16 protein-coding genes are annotated in these 17,361 nt (G+C 57.2%); 14 read left to right on the top strand and 2 right to left on the bottom strand.

Translation table 11 applies throughout. The features are described from left to right. Positions 1–44 precede the first annotated feature (44 nt). Complete coding sequence (locus tag QWY20_RS15990; protein ID WP_330130007.1) at positions 45–1,391, bottom strand: MFS transporter; 1,347 nt, start codon at positions 1,389–1,391, stop codon at positions 45–47. Positions 1,392–1,406: 15 nt separating this feature from the next. Further along, the gene (locus QWY20_RS15985) at positions 1,407–2,093 is read right to left on the bottom strand and encodes a hypothetical protein (protein ID WP_330130006.1); all 687 of its coding nucleotides are present in this window, start codon (positions 2,091–2,093) and stop codon (positions 1,407–1,409) included. A 111-nt stretch (positions 2,094–2,204) separates the two neighbouring features. Here QWY20_RS15985 and QWY20_RS15980 point away from each other — a divergent pair, with 111 nt between their 5' ends. From QWY20_RS15980 to QWY20_RS15915, 14 genes are all read left to right on the top strand, one after another. After that, the gene (locus QWY20_RS15980; RefSeq protein WP_330130005.1) at positions 2,205–3,905 is read left to right on the top strand and encodes a nitrilase-related carbon-nitrogen hydrolase; all 1,701 of its coding nucleotides are present in this window, start codon (positions 2,205–2,207) and stop codon (positions 3,903–3,905) included. After that, entirely contained in the window at positions 3,902–4,636 is a 735-nt protein-coding gene (locus tag QWY20_RS15975) for a hypothetical protein (RefSeq protein ID WP_330130004.1), read from the top strand. Before QWY20_RS15980 ends, QWY20_RS15975 begins: the two co-directional genes overlap by 4 nt. Before the next feature lie 32 nt (positions 4,637–4,668). Further along, positions 4,669–5,940 (top strand): acyl-CoA dehydrogenase family protein, encoded by a 1,272-nt coding sequence (locus QWY20_RS15970; protein ID WP_330130003.1) that lies wholly within the window; start codon positions 4,669–4,671, stop codon positions 5,938–5,940. Further along, a complete protein-coding gene (locus QWY20_RS15965) occupies positions 5,937–7,367 on the top strand; it encodes an aldehyde dehydrogenase family protein (RefSeq protein ID WP_330130002.1) in 1,431 nt (476 codons plus the stop codon). Before QWY20_RS15970 ends, QWY20_RS15965 begins: the two co-directional genes overlap by 4 nt. Beyond that, positions 7,364–8,803 (top strand): aldehyde dehydrogenase family protein, encoded by a 1,440-nt coding sequence (locus QWY20_RS15960; RefSeq protein WP_330130001.1) that lies wholly within the window; start codon positions 7,364–7,366, stop codon positions 8,801–8,803. Before QWY20_RS15965 ends, QWY20_RS15960 begins: the two co-directional genes overlap by 4 nt. Further along, positions 8,800–9,663 carry an alpha/beta fold hydrolase gene (locus QWY20_RS15955; RefSeq protein WP_330130000.1) on the top strand — a complete coding sequence of 288 codons (864 nt, stop codon included), beginning with the start codon at positions 8,800–8,802 and terminating at the stop codon, positions 9,661–9,663. Before QWY20_RS15960 ends, QWY20_RS15955 begins: the two co-directional genes overlap by 4 nt. 4 nt (positions 9,664–9,667) lie before the next feature. Next, entirely contained in the window at positions 9,668–10,270 is a 603-nt protein-coding gene (locus QWY20_RS15950) for an isochorismatase family protein (RefSeq protein ID WP_330129999.1), read from the top strand. 1 nt (position 10,271) lies between these two features. Continuing rightward, the gene (locus tag QWY20_RS15945) at positions 10,272–11,477 is read left to right on the top strand and encodes an FAD-dependent oxidoreductase (protein ID WP_330129998.1); all 1,206 of its coding nucleotides are present in this window, start codon (positions 10,272–10,274) and stop codon (positions 11,475–11,477) included. Positions 11,478–11,498: 21 nt separating this feature from the next. After that, the gene (locus QWY20_RS15940) at positions 11,499–12,275 is read left to right on the top strand and encodes a maleate cis-trans isomerase family protein (protein WP_330129997.1); all 777 of its coding nucleotides are present in this window, start codon (positions 11,499–11,501) and stop codon (positions 12,273–12,275) included. 82 nt (positions 12,276–12,357) lie between these two features. Continuing rightward, positions 12,358–13,560 (top strand): CaiB/BaiF CoA transferase family protein, encoded by a 1,203-nt coding sequence (locus QWY20_RS15935; RefSeq protein WP_330129996.1) that lies wholly within the window; start codon positions 12,358–12,360, stop codon positions 13,558–13,560. A 9-nt stretch (positions 13,561–13,569) separates the two neighbouring features. Further along, on the top strand, positions 13,570–14,526 hold the full coding sequence (locus QWY20_RS15930; protein WP_330129995.1) for a hydroxymethylglutaryl-CoA lyase: 957 nt from the start codon (positions 13,570–13,572) through the stop codon (positions 14,524–14,526). A gap of 47 nt (positions 14,527–14,573) precedes the next feature. Then, positions 14,574–15,560, top strand: coding sequence for an alpha/beta fold hydrolase (locus QWY20_RS15925; RefSeq protein ID WP_330129994.1), 987 nt, complete (start codon positions 14,574–14,576; stop codon positions 15,558–15,560). After that, positions 15,547–16,593 (top strand): alpha/beta hydrolase, encoded by a 1,047-nt coding sequence (locus QWY20_RS15920; protein ID WP_330129993.1) that lies wholly within the window; start codon positions 15,547–15,549, stop codon positions 16,591–16,593. Before QWY20_RS15925 ends, QWY20_RS15920 begins: the two co-directional genes overlap by 14 nt. 50 nt (positions 16,594–16,643) lie before the next feature. Then, a complete protein-coding gene (locus QWY20_RS15915; protein ID WP_330129992.1) occupies positions 16,644–17,333 on the top strand; it encodes a hypothetical protein in 690 nt (229 codons plus the stop codon). The last annotated feature ends 28 nt before the right edge of the window (positions 17,334–17,361 follow it).

The following is a 17,361-nucleotide window of genomic DNA, read 5'->3' as shown; positions in this document are numbered from 1 at the left end:
AGCTCTGTCAGGGGTTTGTTGTTTTTGGAGCTTGCTATGAGCATTTATGGATTGCCTGGTACTTCCTGCACCGCCATGGCCGCATCGTCCGGTGCTGGCTTTTGGTAAGGCACCACCTTGTGGCGCACCATCAGTCCCCAAACCGCTACCAGCAAGGCGCAAAGCCCGATAAAGACAAAGGGACCAGAGTTATCCCAGTGATCGAACAGATAGCCGCCAATCAGACTGGACACCAGAATACCGACAGCGCCACTTAAGTTAAAGATGCCAATCACAGCACCACGTTTTTCCGGCGGCGTTTGCTGCGCAATCAACACGCCCGAGGTAATGATGGCGCCAATTTCACTTAAGCCAATCAGCACCACCACCACCAGCATGGCAGTGCCAAAAGGGTCGCTAATCAGATAAGTGCTGGTGTAGCCAACAAAGGAGATAAAAAGCGCAATGATCAGGGCATTCACCCGGCTGATTTTATCGGTCAAAATACCAAAGAAAGGCGCGCCCAACAAAGCCACCCCTTGCGCCATCGCCACCACAATGCCGGCTTTTTTCAAGGCGTCGGCAGCCGACATGCCGGCTTCTTCCATGCCGTAATTCGACAACCACAGCGTCATAAAGGCACCCACTATGGTCAGGTTGGCGCGCGAGACAAAGGCACCGCCATAGGCCAGGGCAATGCCCGGATCACGGCCGGCCCGGATGCCATTGGCCACCATGGTCAACAACGGTAGCTTTTCCCCTTCATGACTGGACGCTCTGGATTTTAATCCCAGCCAGGAGAACACCGCCATCACCAGCGCGAAGATCACCACGATGTTGTAAGTGGAGATGCCGGATTGCACCGCATCCTGACCGGCATTTTGAAAAAACTGAGGCAAGCGCAGCAGCACAAAAAGCGCCAGCACAGCACCGAGGCCATTGCAAATGCCCTGAAACCCAGCCGCTTTACCGCGGTTTTCATCGCGGGCAAAATCCGCCAGCAAGGTGACAATCATGCAGGTTGCCGCGGCAATCCCAACGCCGTAGATCACCCGGTACAACAACAACTCATTGACGCTGCCGGCGTGGGGGTACAGGTAAAAGGACACCCCGACCAGGATAAAGCCCAACGTCATCACCAGACGCCGGCCAATTTTATCCGACACGGCGCCCCAAAGTCCCACGGTGGAAATGATGGCGATTTCACCGGCAAAGTTCAGTTTGCCACTTAATACCCCGTGCTCTGAGCGCGGGATCGCCATGATCTCGCTGAATAAAAATGGCTGAAAGGCATTCATAAAGGTGCCGAGTAAAATTGAGGCCAGGCAGGTCAGGTAAAACACCATCATGTTGCCGCTCGACACGCCGGGGTTGGTTTTCACCCCCAAAAACGATTTGATTTCTTGTTGCATGGTTGCTTCCTTTGATTAGGCCATAGCGCCGACGGCGGCAGGCTGCTTAACGCGTTGCCACAACAGCCAGCCAGCCAGAGCCAGACTGCCCTGAGTGACGGTATTGCTGATTTGTGCTATCCACTGAAAGGCTTCGCTAGGATCCCCAACCCTCGCCAGGCCAGACATCACAAAAACGCCGATGATATTGGCAACAAACAACAGCGCTGCTGCTTTGCTACCAACCGAGAGACTGAATTTCATCGCGTGCCAGGTAAAAAGCACATTGGCCACCGTCAGTTGCAACAGCAGCACAAAGAACCAGACATTGCTGCTAAGCATCAGTGCCAGCAACAATGCCAGCCCGAGGCCAAGCGCCGTCGCCGATGCCGGGCAGCGCCAGGCGGTGGCCGGTAAAGGCCGGTTTGCCAGTTGACGGCGTACCGACCAGATAGCAAAGGCAATAAAGGTAAAGCCCGGCGCCATCAGCACAAAGAGCGCATCATTGAGCAGCATCCAATTGACATCAAAGGCGGCGATCAGCAATTTCCAACTGGCTTTGCAAAAGCCCCCCAACCCTACCAGCACGATGGCGTAGCGCATCAGCCGGGCCATGGACGGCGCATTCGGTTCGACGGCTTTGGCGGTGAGCCAAAGGCCTGTGACAAACAACACGATAGGAATGTAATCGTAAAGCGCTAACGCAAGACTGTATTGAACCATAAGATCATCCTTCTGCATGCACGGTATTGACTTAATGATATACTAATAATACATTAAGTCTATTATTACTTCGCATTGGTCAAAAGCGATCACTTACAAGGCGGGAAAATTATGAAAGTTGCTGCAGCTCAATTTGCCGTTACCAACGATGTTTCAGCCAATTTGGCAACTTGCCTCAGAATAATAGCACAAGCTGGTGAACAACAACCGGATTTGATGGTATTGCCTGAATTTTGCAATCACAACTCCTGGTACGACAACGCTGAACACTGTTATCAGGTGTCGGTGGATTTGGATGGCGATTTCCTACGCGCCATTGCCAAAGCCGCTGCCGAGGTAAAAGCGTACCTGGTGATCAACTGTACGGTACGTCGTGCCAACCAACAGGTCACAGGTACCAGTTTGCTGTATTCACCAGAAGGAAAGCTGTTGGCCGAAGCCAATAAGCAGGTACTGATTGGCCATGAAAATGACTTTTTGCAACCGGCGGTTGAACCGAGCCCCATTGTCGATACGCCCTTTGGTAAAATAGCCCTCTATTCCTGCATGGATGGCGTGATCAACGAAACGCCCCGTTGCCTGGCATTGCGTGGCGCTCAGCTGCTCTGCAACAGCTTAAATTCCTTTGCCATCGATGAAGGCAACCTGCATATACCGGTGCGGGCTGCCGAGAACAAAGTCTTTGTGGTGGCCGCCAATAAAGTTGGGCCTTTGATCCCGGAGGCCATGCTGGAACCGGTCTCAGCCGCAGTCAACATTCCGGTGCAGTTTTTAAGCGGTGCCGGTGACAGCCAGGTGGTGGCACCGGATGGCACTGTGCTGGCGCTGGCTGGCCATGACGAAGAAATTATTTACGCTGAGATTGATTTAACTCAGGCGCTGGATAAGCGGCGGCCGGATGGCAGCGATATTTTTCGCGAGCGCAGGCCTGAGCTCTATCAATCGCTGGGCCAGGATCCGGCCCAACAGCCGCTGCCGGCTTTTGAAGGCCCAGCCGTGCTGAAGGCAGCCGCCATCAGCAGTCAACTGAGCGGCGAAGCAGCTCTGGCCGATTTGCTGCAGCAAGTACAGCAGGCGCAGGCCCAGCAAATCCCGCTGATTTGCTTGCCCGAGTTGCCGTGGAAAGCCAGCGATGCCAGCCAGGATGCACATTTTAGCCAGCAACTGCTCAACGCGCTGCAACAGCTGTTGCAGGGGGAGACGCTGGTAGCCACTACCCTGCTGCTACCAGCCGATGCCGGTCTGAGCCACTGCGCGGTATTGATTGGCGCCAAGGGCCTGATACACCAACAAGCTCAGGTGCATCACAGTCAGCGTTTTGCCGGCCAGGTGCATGGCGATGCCTTTCGCATTCTGCCTACCCCCTTTGGCAAGCTGGCGGTACTCTGTGAAGACGACGCCATTTATCCGGAAACCATGCGGCTGGTAGCGATGCAAGGGGCCGAAGTGGTGTTGGTGCCACTGCAGCTGCAAGAGCGCTGGCTGACCGATACTGGCCTGGTCGAACGGGCAGCAGAAAACCGGGTCAATCTAGTTGCCGCCGATCATCACAGTGGCCATCACCTGATTTGTGATTTGCAAACCGACTTTACCCTGATGACCCCCTGGAAAGAACGCGCTTTTGATGGCTTGTTAAGCGCCCCGGTCATTATCCGCGGCCAGCCAGGACAGCCGGTGCTGCAGGCTGAGATCCACCCGCAAGCGGCCGCCAATAAAGTCGCATCCCACCGCACCCACTTAATTGCCAACCGGCCCTGGCGCTTGCTGGATCCTATGATTAAGGCGACCACCCCAGAAGGAGCCTCTGCATGAGTACCTCATTACCGCAACAACTCAGCGACAACACCCTGGATGCCATCGTCCGTCATTTTCAGCTGACCGAGCAAACTGGCAGCGACGGCGGCCCTTACATGCGGCTTATCAGCCAGCTGCCCATGGTGCAGGGTCAGGTCGGTCATGTCCGCTTGTTCAGAGGCGATCAGATCGAGCGTCTGGTCACCTGCTCCATCGTAGTCCCGGCCATGCAGCTCGACTCCCATATGATTTTTGCCTTTACCGCCAGCGACTCGGTGCTGCCGCACTTTACGCTCGACTCGGTCAAAGCCGGTGAACACTATTCTTACCACCTGGATTTGATCCCCAAGCTGGATTTGGCAGCCCATACCGATTACATGAACCGGATCTTTGTGCCGCTAACGCCGGTGTTTGAGGAAGCCGAACAACTGCCAGGCATCACCCCGGCCCATATCAGCCCGGCTCAACGCGCCACCATGTCGCCCTGGATGCTGGTGCACCGTGCCAATGCCGAGGGCTTTGCCAGCATCACGCCTTTTGTCGAACGCTACCGCCTGTACTGGCAGCAACTGATTGCCGACAAACCCACTTTTGCTGTCAGCAACACCCTGCTGGCCGAGCGGGACAGCGCCAACAGAGCCGCGATTTTTTCTCCGGAAATTGACCCGGTCTGGCAACGCATCGATGCGCTGATTGGCGCTGAAGCCGGTCAGCAATTGCGCACGCTACTTAAAACCAATCACGCCTAAAGCACAGTTGCGTTGAACGCAAAGGAGAGGTTATGAAACTTACCGCAGAATATTTTGTAGAAGGCATGGATACCGCAGAAAAAGCCAGAGCACAGCGGGTTGAATCGGTGCTGCCAGCGTTGAAAGAAGCCGCCGCTCAGGTTGATCAAAGCGGCAGCTTTTACCAGCCTCACATTAAAACCTTAAGTGACGCCGGCTTGCTTGGGCTGATTATTCCAGAGCAGTACGGTGGACTGGGTGGCGGCTTGCGCGATCTGGCGGCAGCCACCTTTGCCATGGGCTCGGTCTGCCCTTCGACCGCCCTGGCGTATTTCTTTCATTGCTCGTCGGCCTCCCGCGGCCTGCTGGCGTTAGAGGCCATCGAAGCCGGCCTTTTTAGTGCCGAAGAAACCCCGCTGGTGCGCGCCTTTGCTGAAAAAGTGCTGACCAGCATGGGACGGGACGGCCTGTGGCTGGCCAACTTTGCCAGCGAAACGGTGAAGTCTCAGACCGCTTCCATCACCATTGGCACCACAGCCCGGCCGGTAGATGGCGGTTACCGCTTAAGCGGCGTGAAAAGCTTTGGTTGCGCCACCGGCGTGGCCGACCGTTACCTGGTCACCGCCAGCCTGGAAGGTGCCACCGATGCCAGTGGCCTATGCACGTTCTTTGTCGACCGGGATGCTGCCGGTGTGAAAGAGCGGCAAAAGTGGGATGCCATCGGCATGCGCGGCACCGCCACTCACGGCCTTATTCTGGAAGGTGTGTTTGTTGCCAGTGACGATGCACTAACGGTGCCGGCCGCCTTTACCCGCTGCATGCAAATGAGCCGCGGCAGCTTTGTCGGCAACCAGCTGGCGGGCATCGCCGTCTATCTGGGGCAAGCCTGGTCGATTTACCGGGCAACCCTGCAGATCCTGACCAGCAACACCTTTGGTGACAGTGGTGCTACCATTGCCAGCTCGCCGATGCACCAGCAATTGATTGGCGAGATGATGGCCGATTTGGAAACCGCCAGCCTCTGGCTGCGCCGCCAACTGGAGCTTGAAACCGCAGAGCCGGAAATTTTAACCAAAGCCGAAGTGGTCAAACGCTGGCGGCTGTGCAAAGGCCAGGTGTCTGAATACGGCTTTAAAGTGGCCGTCAATGCCCTTAAATGCCTGGGCACCACCGGCACCAACAACCATGGCCCGGCCGCCAAAGGGTTACGCGATATGGCGATGGCACTGGTGCAGGCCTTTCCGGCCGAGCGTGGTCGCCTGATGGCAGCGCAAATGGAAACCGATGGCCAGGAGCAACAACAATTTGGTGTGAAAGCCTCATGACGCAGTTACCAGAATTTCGCAATTTTATTGCCGGTGACTGGCAGGCGACCACCCCCTCGGCGATGGCGTTGACCAACCCGAACGATGGCAGCATCCTGGGCTATCAGGCCAGCAGCAGTGCCGAACAGGTGGAACAGGCGCTGGTCAGTGCACAGCAAGCCTTTGACCAGGGCAGCTGGTGTTTGGCCGCCCCCGAGATGCGGGCCGAAGCGCTGGAGCGCATTGCCAGCCAACTGGAAGGGATGGCCGAGGCCATTGCCCGGATCGATGCCCTGCAAAATGGTGTGGTCATCAGCCAAACCCGGCAAGTAGCGGCCATTTGCCCAGCCGCCTTTCGGGCCGCCGCCGGGGTGCTGCGAAACCGCGATTCGGTGCAGTACTTGCCCGGAACTTACAGCGATGTCGAAATCGCCCGGCTGCCACTAGGTGTGGCCGCCATCATTACCCCCTGGAATGCCCCTTCGGGCATTGCCTGTCACAAAATAGCCAGTGCACTGGCCGCGGGTTGCAGTGTGCTCTTTAAGCCATCGGAATGGGCGGCAGGCTCTGCGCAATTGATTGCCGAAGCCATTGCAGCCGCTGATTTGCCGGTGGGTGTGTTCCAACTGCTGCATGGCAGTGCCATGGTCGGCAGTCGATTGGTACGGGATGAGCGCACCCGTTGCGTGTCCTTTACCGGTGGCGCTGTTGCTGGCGCGGCCATTGGCAAAGTCTGTGGCGAACAAATCAAACCGGTGCAGCTGGAGCTGGGTGGCAACAACCCGATGCTGGTGCTACCCGGTGCCGATCTGGATCAGGCCGCCGCCGCCATAGTGACGGGGCTGACCACCATGAATGCTCAGTGGTGCCGTGCCCTTGGCCGTATTCTGGTGCATCAGGATCTTAGCGAAGCCTTGCTGAGCAAAGTCAAACCCTTGCTGGCAGCAGTGCGGCTGGGTGCATCCAGCGATGAACAGGCGCAGATGGGCCCGCTGGTGCATCGCGGCCATCAACAGCATGTCCAGCAGGCGATTGACCGCTTTCGCAGTCAGGGCGCCGACATCCTGCAACCCACCGCCGTTCCAGCCAGTCAGGGGTTTTACCTTCCACCGACCCTGGTGCTGGGGCTCTCGCCCGAGCTGACGCTGGATGAAGTCTTTGGCCCGGTCGCTTGCTGGCACACCTTTGCCAGTGACGAAGAGGCCAGTCGCCTGGCCAACCAGACACCCTTTGGCCTGGCCGCCTATGTGTTTGGCGAGCCAGAGCACGCCTGGCAACTGGCCCGGACCATCCGCACCGGCGGTATCAAAATCAATGCCATCAGCTTGCTGAATCTGAATCCGATGGCCCCGCGCCCTGCCTGGGGCAAAAGTGGTCTGGGCGATGAAGGCGTGGTGGAGACCTTTGAGTTTTTCCGGGGCACCCGGGTGATAGGAGTCGCCGGATGAGACAAACCGAGTTGTTACTGGATGGCAAAGCGCAGCCATCGCAAAGCGGTGCTTATTTTGAGGTGCTGGCGCCGGCCACCGAACAGCCGCTTGGCCGCTCGGCCCGTGCCAATGCCGAAGATGTGAACCGGGCGGTTGCCCTGGCCCAGCAAGGCTTTGTCGAGTGGTCTGCACTGGCACCAGCCAAACGCGAAGCTTGTCTGCTAAAAGCCGCCGACATCATCGAGCAACAGGGGCTGGAGCGGCTGCTGGAACTCTTGATGGATGAAAGTGGCTCCACCATTCAAAAGGCGCGTTTTGAGATCCGCTACACGGTGGATTTGCTGCGCACCGCCGCCGGTGAAGCCCGTCGCCTTTATGGCCAGACCTTTCCAAACGACAACCCCAACCGCATCTCGATGGTGTTGCGCCAGCCGCTTGGCGTGGTGGCGGTGGTGTCTCCCTACAATGCGCCTTTGTCCTTGCTGTGCAAAATGACCGCCTTTCCGCTGGCTGCCGGCAATGCCGTGGTGATCAAACCCTCGGAAGAAACCCCGATGATAGCGGTGGCCTTGGGCCAGATTTTGCTTGAAGCCGGCCTGCCTGCCAAAGCCATCAGCGTGCTGAGCGGTTTTGGCGCTGAGTGTGGCGCTCCGTTAACCGAACACCCGGATGTGCATTGCATCGCCTTAACCGGCTCCACCCGCACTGGCCAGCTGGTCGGTGCCAGCGCCGCCAGGCGCATGGTGCGCACCCAGCTGGAATTGGGCGGGAAAAGTGCCGCCCTGGTGCTGCGCGATGTCGATCCTGCCAAGGCGGCCGCCGTCGTGGCACAGGGCATTTTTACCCACAGCGGTCAGATCTGCATGGCCAATAGCCGTGCCGTGGTCGAAGCCGCTATTTTTGATGACTTTGTCGCGGCGTTAAAGCAACAGGCAGAAAAGCTGTACTTAGGGGATTTGCGTGATGAGCGCAGTGCCTACGGCCCGTTGATTAACCGTCAGGCGGTGCACAAAGTGCAGCAGGCGGTGGATGAAGCCGTCACCGCCGGGGCGACGCTGCTGACCGGCGGCAAGGTGCAGCAAGGGCTGGTGTATCAGCCGACCGTGCTGCTGCATACCCCGTCGCACTGCACCGCCTGGCGCGAAGAATTGTTCGGCCCGGTGTTGTCCGTCATCAAAGTCGACAACCTGGCCGCAGGGATTGCCTGTGTCAATGACAGCGACTATGCGTTGTCCTCTGCGGTGCTGACCAAAAACATGGTCTGGGCGATGCAGGCAGCGCGCGCTATTCAGGCCGGCTCGGTGCATATCGGCATGCATGCGTTTCAAAGCAATGCGCTGGCGCCGATTGGCGGCAGCAAGTTGTCCGGCGTTGGCCGAAGCGGTGGCGCTTATTCCACCGCCGAATTTACCGATCTGAAGTGGATCAGCATGGAACTGGACGATTCGCTATGACAGCAGCGTCTTTCCCGGTAGAGCGCCGTTACCTGGCCCTGAGGGCGCCAAAAGATCTGGGGCTGAGCCTGCCCGCAGGCGCACAGCTGCATCTTCGCAGCGCCGGCGATCCAGAGCGCCCGCTGCTGTTGCTGCTGCATCAGGCGCCCAGCCACAGCGCCATGTTTGAACCCTTGATGCAGCTGCTTGCTAGCCACTACTGCTGTGTCGCTCCCGATTTGCCCGGCTGTGGTCAGTCGGATGCACTTATCAGCAGTGAGCAGCACACCGCCAGCATCTCAGCGCTGGCCGCTTGTCTGACCTGCAGCCTGGCGTCGCTCCAGCTTGATGCTAGCCCTGTTGCTGCCATTGTCGGGCACCATACCGGCGCCGCCGTGGCGGCCGAGATGGCGGCCTTTTGGCTGCCAGGACTTCAAGCCGCTGTGCTATCCGGCCCACCGCTGCTGGATGAGACGCTGCGCCAACGGCTGCAGAACATGCCATACCCCTTGCCAAGCAGTGATGATGGCAGCCATCTGCTGCCACTCTGGCAGTACCTGCGCGCCAAGGACCCGGCACTGCCGCTTGCTATCACCGAACGGGAACTGTGCTCGGCCTTGCAACTGGGCAAGGGCTACCAGCAGTTGTATCAGGCGGTAGCGGCGCATGATTTTGCCGGCTGCCTGAGGCAGATCGCTTGCCCTACCTTGCTGATGGCCGGCCAGCAAGACGCGCTCTATGCTGCTATGCCAGCCAGTTTGAAGCTGCTGAAGCAAGGCCAGCTGCAGGACTTGGGCATGGCAGGTACCTATGTGTTTGAGCGCCAGCCAGAGCTGCTGGCGAACGTCATCACCGATTTTTTGACGAGCAGAGGAGTCTAGTTGCATGGATCTGGAACGTCGTAGTCTGCCGCCTGGTCAACGCCCTGCTTTGATTTTGGTCGATATGATTGAAGGCTTTACCAATCCGGCCTGCCCGCTTGGCACCGAATGCCCACAAGTGGTTGCCGCCAATCTGGCCTTGCTGCAGGTATTTCGCCGCAGGCAACTGCCGGTGTTTTTTTCCACCGTGCTTTATCGCAGCGAAGAGCAAGGGCGAATTTTCCGCCAACGGGTACCGGCATTAAACCTGCTGACCCCGGACTCGCGCTGGGTGCAGGTCGATGCCAGGCTCAGCCCCAGGCCAGAGGAAGTACTGATTGAAAAACACGGTGCCAGCGCCTTTTTTGGTACCCCGCTTGCCGACTTGTTGCAACAAAGCGGTGCCGACTCGGTGGTGATCACCGGCCTGACCACCAGTGGCTGTGTCCGGGCCACCGTGATCGATGCGATGCAGCACAATTACCCGGTACAGCTGCCAAAAGAAGCGGTCGGCGATCGCAACCCGGCCGCGCATCAGGCCAATTTGTTTGATATGCATGCCAAATACGCAGATGTGGTCTGCCTCGACCAGCTGCTTACCCAACTTAACCAAGAAGAGAGCCGTTAATATGTCAACTTTGCCTGTCCTTATTGCGGGTTCTGGCCCTGCCGGTTCCCTGCTGGCGCTGTATCTGGCCCGGCAACAGATCCCGGTGATCGTGTTTGAGAAGCAGCCGGATTTGCCGGTTGATTTGCGCGCCTCCACCTTTCATCCACCATCACTGGAAATGCTGGATGAACTGGGGGTGGCCGAAACCATGATTGCCCAGGGATTGAAGGTCGATCGCTACCAGTACCGCGATCGGAAAACCGGCGCTGTGGCCGAATTTGATATGTCGCTGTTGGCCGACGACACCCGCTTTCCATTTCGGCTGCAATTAGAACAGTACGAAATGACCCGCATCATCAACCGCGAACTGGCCAACTACCCTTGTGCTCAGGTGTTGTTCAGCCATGAGATCCTGGGTTTTTCGCAGGATGACAGCGGCGTCACGGCACTGGTCAATACCCCAGACAACGAAAAGCAATTTCGCGGCAGCTTTTTGCTTGGTTGCGACGGCGCCTCCAGTCAGGTGCGAAAAGCGGCCGGCATTGGCTACGGTGGCTTTACCTACAACGAAAAGTTTCTGGTGGTCAGCACCTCCTTCCCGTTTGAAGCCGTGTTCGACAACTTATCCTACGTCAATTACATCTCGGATCCGGATGAATGGTGCGTACTTTTGCGCACAGAAAAACTCTGGCGGGTGCTCTGGCCGACCGATCCGGCCGAGCCCAACCCGGCACAAACCTATCTGAACGATCAGTACATTCAGCAGCGGTTGCAGCACCTGCATGCCAAGGACGAGGACTACGACATCGGCCATCGCACCCTCTATGCGGTGCATCAGCGCGTGGCCGAGCGCTATGTGCAGGGCCGGATGGTGCTGGTGGGCGACGCGGCCCATATCAACAACCCGCTGGGTGGCATGGGCATGAATGGCGGTTTGCACGATGCGCACAATCTGGCCCAGAAGCTGACCCGAATTTTGAAAGAAGGTGCCAGCTACCCGGAGCTTTTCGCGCAGTACGAGCGTCAGCGCAAGGATTTGGCGGTGCAATTTGTGCAGCAACACACCATCAGCAACAAAAAGCTGATGGAAGAAAAAGATCCCAAAGAGCAAGCCAAACGCCAGCAATGGTTTATGGATACCGCCAAGGATCCGGTGAAAGCCCGGGATTTCATGCTGGAACGCGCCATGTTTCACTGCCTGCGCGACAGTTTAGAGCACGCCTAAAGCAACTGGAGTGGAGTTTTTATGCACAATTATCAAATTGCCCATCGGGCTCAGATAGGGGTCATCATCCCTTCGACCAATACCGGCGTGGAATACGATTTGCAAAAATTCGCACTGGACGGCGTCACCTGGCACCCATCGCGTTTCTGGATTGAACTGCGCGACTGGGCCAGCGAGGTGCAGCAAAGCGGCGACAACGAAAATACCGTCTTTGAGCGTTTTCTCGATTTGATCCGCGATGAAATTCCGCTGTCAATTCGCAATGTGCTCAGTGCCAAAGTCAAACACATCATGCTGGGCATGAGTGCCGAAACCTTCTGGGGCGGCCTGGATGGCAATCTGCGTTTTGAAGAACAAATTCGGGCTCAAATTGGCGACATGGGCCTGACCACAGGTGCCACCGCGACCCGAATGGCACTGGAGAAATTTGGCGCCAAAAAAATCTCGGTCATCACACCTTACCCCCAGGTCGGCGATGACAATGTCTACCGCTTTTTCACCGACATTGGTTTTCAGGTGCATAAGGTCAAGGGCTTGAACCGCCCTTCCGCCACCGCCATAGCGGAAACCCCGATCCAGCAAGTGATTGATGCCATCTACGAGGTCGATGGCAACGACGTCGATGCCATCGTGCAGTGTGGTACCAACTTGTCGACGCTGGATCTGTTTCCGACCTTCGAGCACATTCTGGGCAAGCCCTTGCTGCCCATCAATCAGGCCACGGTCTGGCATGCGCTGCGCAGCTGTGGCATTGAGGATCGCATCACCGGCAAAGGACGTTTGTTGGAAGAGTTCTGATGAAAAGGGTGTTGTTTTAGGTTTACAAAACAAGATTGTTTGATATATAGTTATATCATTAAAACATCAATAGGATTGCGCTATGTTCAATAAACCCCTGGCAGGGATCAAAATCCTGGATCTGACGCATATGCTGTCTGGGCCTTATGGCACCATGTTGCTTGCCGATATGGGGGCCGATGTGATCAAAGTAGAGCCGCGCCAAGGCGAAGGCACCCGCAAATTGCTGGCCAGCGATCCGAACAACTCGCTGGACGGTTTTGGGGCTTACTTTATTACCCTGAACCGCAACAAGCGCTCCATCGCCATTGATTTGAAAAAGCAGCAAGGCAAAGAACTGTTTTACCAGCTGGTGAAAAACGCCGATGTGGTGGTCAGTAACTTTGGCCCCGGTGTGCCGGAGCGCCTGGGCATTGATTACCCGACCCTGCGTCAGTACAACGAGCGCATCATCACCTGCACCATTACCGGCTTTGGCTCAGAAGGACCCGGCGCCAACCGCCCGGCGTTTGATCAGGTGGCGCAGGCTTTTGGTGGTGGCATGTCGATTACCGGCACCGATCCACAAACCCCCATTCGGGCCGGCATTCCGATTGGCGATCTGGGTGGCGGCATGTTTGCTGTGATGGGTATACAGGCGGCGCTATTGGAGCGGGTGCAAAGCGGCAAAGGCCAGCATGTCGATATCTCGATGCTGGACTGCCAGATTTCGATGTTGAATTACATGGCCACCATGCACTTTTTATCGAACGAAGATCCCTACCCGATTGGCAATGGTCATTTTGTCCATGTGCCTTACAACAGCTACCAAACCCAGGATGGCCACATTATCCTGGCGGTCATTACCGACAACTTCTGGCAAAACCTGAAAACCGTGGTGCAGCTGCCGGAATTTGACGATGCCAAATACGACACCCAACCGGGTCGTTTTGCCGACAAAGCCATGATCGACACGCGCCTGAATGCACTCTTTGCGACCAATACCAACAGCTATTGGATAGAGCGGCTGGAGCAAGCCCGTATTCCGTGCGCTCCGGTCAATAAGCTGAGCGATGCTTTAAATGACCGTCAAGTGCGTCATCGCAACATGGTGGTGGATATTTTCCACCCGAATGGCAAAAAAACCCAGGCCCCCGGCAATCCGATCAAGCTGTCACGCACGCATGAAGACAGTTTTAGCCCGGCACCTTTGGTAGGCCAGAACACCGATGCCATTTTGGCCGACGAGCTGGGTTTCCCGCAAGATTGCATCGATGCCTTGCGCCGTGATCAAATCATTGCCTAGGAGCGCCGCATGTCAGTGCCAGATGTGATCATCACCGATGTCGGCCCCCGTGATGGCTTGCAAAATCAAAGCCGGATCTTAACCCCTGACCAGCGCATTGCTCTGATTGAGCAATTGATCCAGGCCGGGGTACGGCAGATTGAAGCCGGTGCCATGGTCTCTCCGAAAGCGGTGCCTGCTATGGCGGGCAGTGACGAGGTGATTGCCAGCCTGGCCAAACGCCACAGGACTGATCCGCAAGCCCGGGGGCAATCGAAAGCGAGGGTACAGCTGCAAGCGTTGATCCCCAACCTGAAAGGCTATCAACTGGCGGTAAAAGCCGGGGCCGATTCGGTGTTGTTTGTGGTATGCGCCAGCGAAACCATGAATCAGAAAAATGTCCGGCTTAGTGTGCAGCAAAGTGTGCAGCAACTGCAGCAAATCCTGCAGCAGGCCAAGGCGGACAACATCCAACTGCTTACCTGCATCGCGGTGGCCTGGCAATGTCCTTTTGAGGGAAAAACACCGCCGAGCCAGGTGTTGTCGCTGGCCAGCAGTCTGGCAGAGATAGGCGCGGAGCAACTGGTGCTGGCCGATACCATCGGCGCTGCAAACCCGGCTTCGGTGCGTCAATTGATGCAGGCACTGGTACAAGCGCATGATGCCAGCAAGCTGGGCTGTCATTTTCACGATACCCGGGCCATGGGCCTGGCCAATGTGGCTGCTGCGCTTGATGTTGGCATCCGCCGCTTTGATGCATCCATCGGTGGTCTGGGCGGTTGCCCTTTTGCCCCCGGTGCAACCGGCAATGTCGCCACCGAAGATGTGGTGATGATGCTGGAACAAATGGGACTCGCGACCGGCATCGATCTGGCGGCGCTGTGCCAGGCCGGTCAACTGGCGGGCGAACTGACCGGCCAGTGCAGCGGCGGTCGTGCCAACAGCTGGCGCCAATTGCAATTGGCGGCCAAGCAACCGCTTTGTTAACACAGGGCTGAGCTAAACCCAGCCCCCGCTCAGATTGGAGAAAAATCATGTGGCGCTGGTTGTTTCGTCTGTTGCTGCTGTGCTTGCTGATCGCAGGCTATGTCAGCTATCAGCTGGTACGCTATCCGGACATCAGTCCCGAGCGCTTGCTCAGCCACTACACCGACGGCCAGGTGCAACAACGCCTTATTTCTGGCCAGCCTCTTTACTATCAGGATCAAGGCAAAGGCCAGGCCATCGTCTTGTTGCACTCGCACTTTTTCAGCATGCAGATGTGGGATCCCATTGCCGATGAACTGGCCCGATACTACCGGGTTATCCGCTTTGATCTGACCTCGCATGGCCTGACCGGCCCAGCGCTTGACAACGACTACAGCCTGGATCGCGACATCGAACTGCTGCGTGGGCTGATAGAGGCGTTAGCGCCAGGCCCGGTGGTTCTGGTGGGCAGCTCGCTTGGTGGCAACATCGCCATTGGCTACAGTGCCCGCTACCCTGAGCAGGTGAAAGCCCTGGTGCTGCAAAACTCCGGTGGTTTTCGTAAAGCCGATAGCCGCGGTGGTCGGGGTGAGGACTTGCCGGCCTGGGCCGATTACCTGCTGTACATGCTGCCCCGGGCCGCCTACAACCGCTTTTTGCAGTGGATGATCGTTGATGACAGCCTGATCACCCCGCAATTGCAGTGGCAATTTCACGATAATTTTCGTCGCCAGGGCAACCGCAAAGCCGAGATGCAGCGCATTCGCCAGTTTAAAGAAGGCGGTGCGGCCACTCAGTTGCAGCAGTTAACGCTGCCGGTGCTGATCCAATGGGGGGAAGCCAACCCACAGTTGCCCGTGGCCATGACCGAGCTTTTTGTCGAGGCACTGGTGCAGGCCGCTTCGGTGCAGGTGATCACCTACCCCAACACCGGCCATGTGCTGCCGCTTGAGCGCCCGGCTGAAAGCCTGGCCGATTTGCGGCATTTTCTGCAGCAGCTGCCAGGGTCCCGGCTAGAACCAGCCGAACAGGAGCCTGCCAATGATACGCTATAATCCAAAACCTTTTTTGGCCGCCTTGCTACTACTGACGCTGCTGATGGCTCTAAGCGGCTGCAGCAAGCCAATCGAGCTGCCAGAGGTTCCGCCGCTGCCAGCGGAAGCAGAAGCACTGCTACAGCGACCAGAGCTTACGGCCAAACACCCAAACTTGTTCGACACAGGTCTGCAGCTTACCCGCCTGGACGGTGAACGCATTCGCTTTCGTTTACTATCGCCTGAAGCCACCGGCCACTACCCAGTGCTGCTGTTCTCACACGGCAATTGGTCCCATCAATTGGAGTACGATGCCCTGATCACACACTGGGCCCAGCAAGGCTACATCGTACTGAGCATGGATCACCGCGACTGCTGCGGTATGGCGCGCGGTATTGTCGCCGCCCTTCGTTTTGGCAATGTCCGGCTGATTGAACAGCGGGTGCAGCATCTGGCGCTGCTGCTGAACCAGCCTGCCCCCTGGCTCAGCCTGCTGCCCGCTGGCGTAAAGGCCAATCTGGATCAGGTCGCAGTAACCGGTCATTCCTTTGGTGCTTACAGCGCCCAGTTGTTTCAAGGCGCGACCTTCTATGACCCTGCCATCAAGGCGCAGCGTCCGGTGGATGTTCAGCTGAGCAATCCAGCAGCCATCCGGGCCGTGGTGGCCATTTCCCCGCCAGGCCCAATGTTTGATGAAATCACCGAAAACAGCTGGGACAACCTACAGGGCCCGGTGCTGGTGACCACCGGCAGCTGGGATGTGGAACCACGTTTTTTCCCGGATTACCGGCTGCATCTGATGTCGCATCAGAAGGCGCTACCAGGCAGTCAGTATGGGCTGGTGCTTGCCGGTGCCGATCACTACTTTGGCCGGCTTATTGGCCGTACCGGGCGCGAAGAGCAAGCACAGCAAGTGCAGTTTCAGTTGCTGCTGTTGGCTAGCACTGCCTTTTTGGATGCCTACCTAAAAGGCGATCCTAAAGCGCAGCAGTTTTTACAAAGCGATGAATTAACCGAAATAACGCAAGGCTTTGCCAGCCTCAGCCTGCGCTGAAGCTGCTCTGCCCTGCAACAATCCTGGCGATAGGCCTTTAAGGGGGATCCATGTCACTCAGCTATTTCTTTGCCGGCTATCTGCTGGTACACCTTGCTTTACTGACGCTGTCGTTTCGCTGGCAGCTGGCTGGCCCCAGAACCTGGCTGATCCGGGCCATCTTAATCGGGGTGATTTACGACAACGCCATGCTGCTGCTCAGCAGCTGGTATGGCGCCGCCGACTGGCTAACCCCGCTGAATTACCCCCGCTGGTGGTTGCATGGTCTGCTGCTGCCCTTGTTGTCCTTGTATATGCTGTCGCTGCTGCGACAAAGTGGGGTCGCCATGGCTTTTAAAGGCTGGTTTAGCGCCATTTTTGTGGTGATTACTGTGCTGTGCCTGAGCTATGGCATTTGGTACGACATCGTGCAGCTGCAGCTGACCAGCCGGCTGTTTGAGGATCCCAATGGCTTTTTCCACAGCATGGAGCGCTTTAATGCCCTAAATGGCACCCCGCCGCTTGGCACCATCTTTACCAACCTCTTTATTCTGCCCTTCACTGTGGTTGTTTGGCGCAAAAGCGGCTGGCCCTGGCTTTTTGCCGGCACCCTCACCATCTTTTTAATCAATGGCGCCAGCGCCCCACTCGCCTACGGATTTTTGCTGGGCAACTTTGCTGAGATTCTGTTTTTGCTAGCGCTGCTTAAAACCGAGCAGTATTTTGGCACAGTAAAAGCGGCCGCAGTACCAAACAGCTAACACCTCTTACTACCGCTCCTACTGCTAC

The sequence above is a fragment of the Alkalimonas cellulosilytica genome (genome assembly GCF_036325985.1).
Lineage (GTDB): Bacteria > Pseudomonadota > Gammaproteobacteria > Enterobacterales > Alteromonadaceae > Alkalimonas > Alkalimonas cellulosilytica.
The sequence above is the reverse complement of the archived record's forward strand: the minus strand, read 5'-3'. Positions and strand labels throughout refer to the sequence as shown.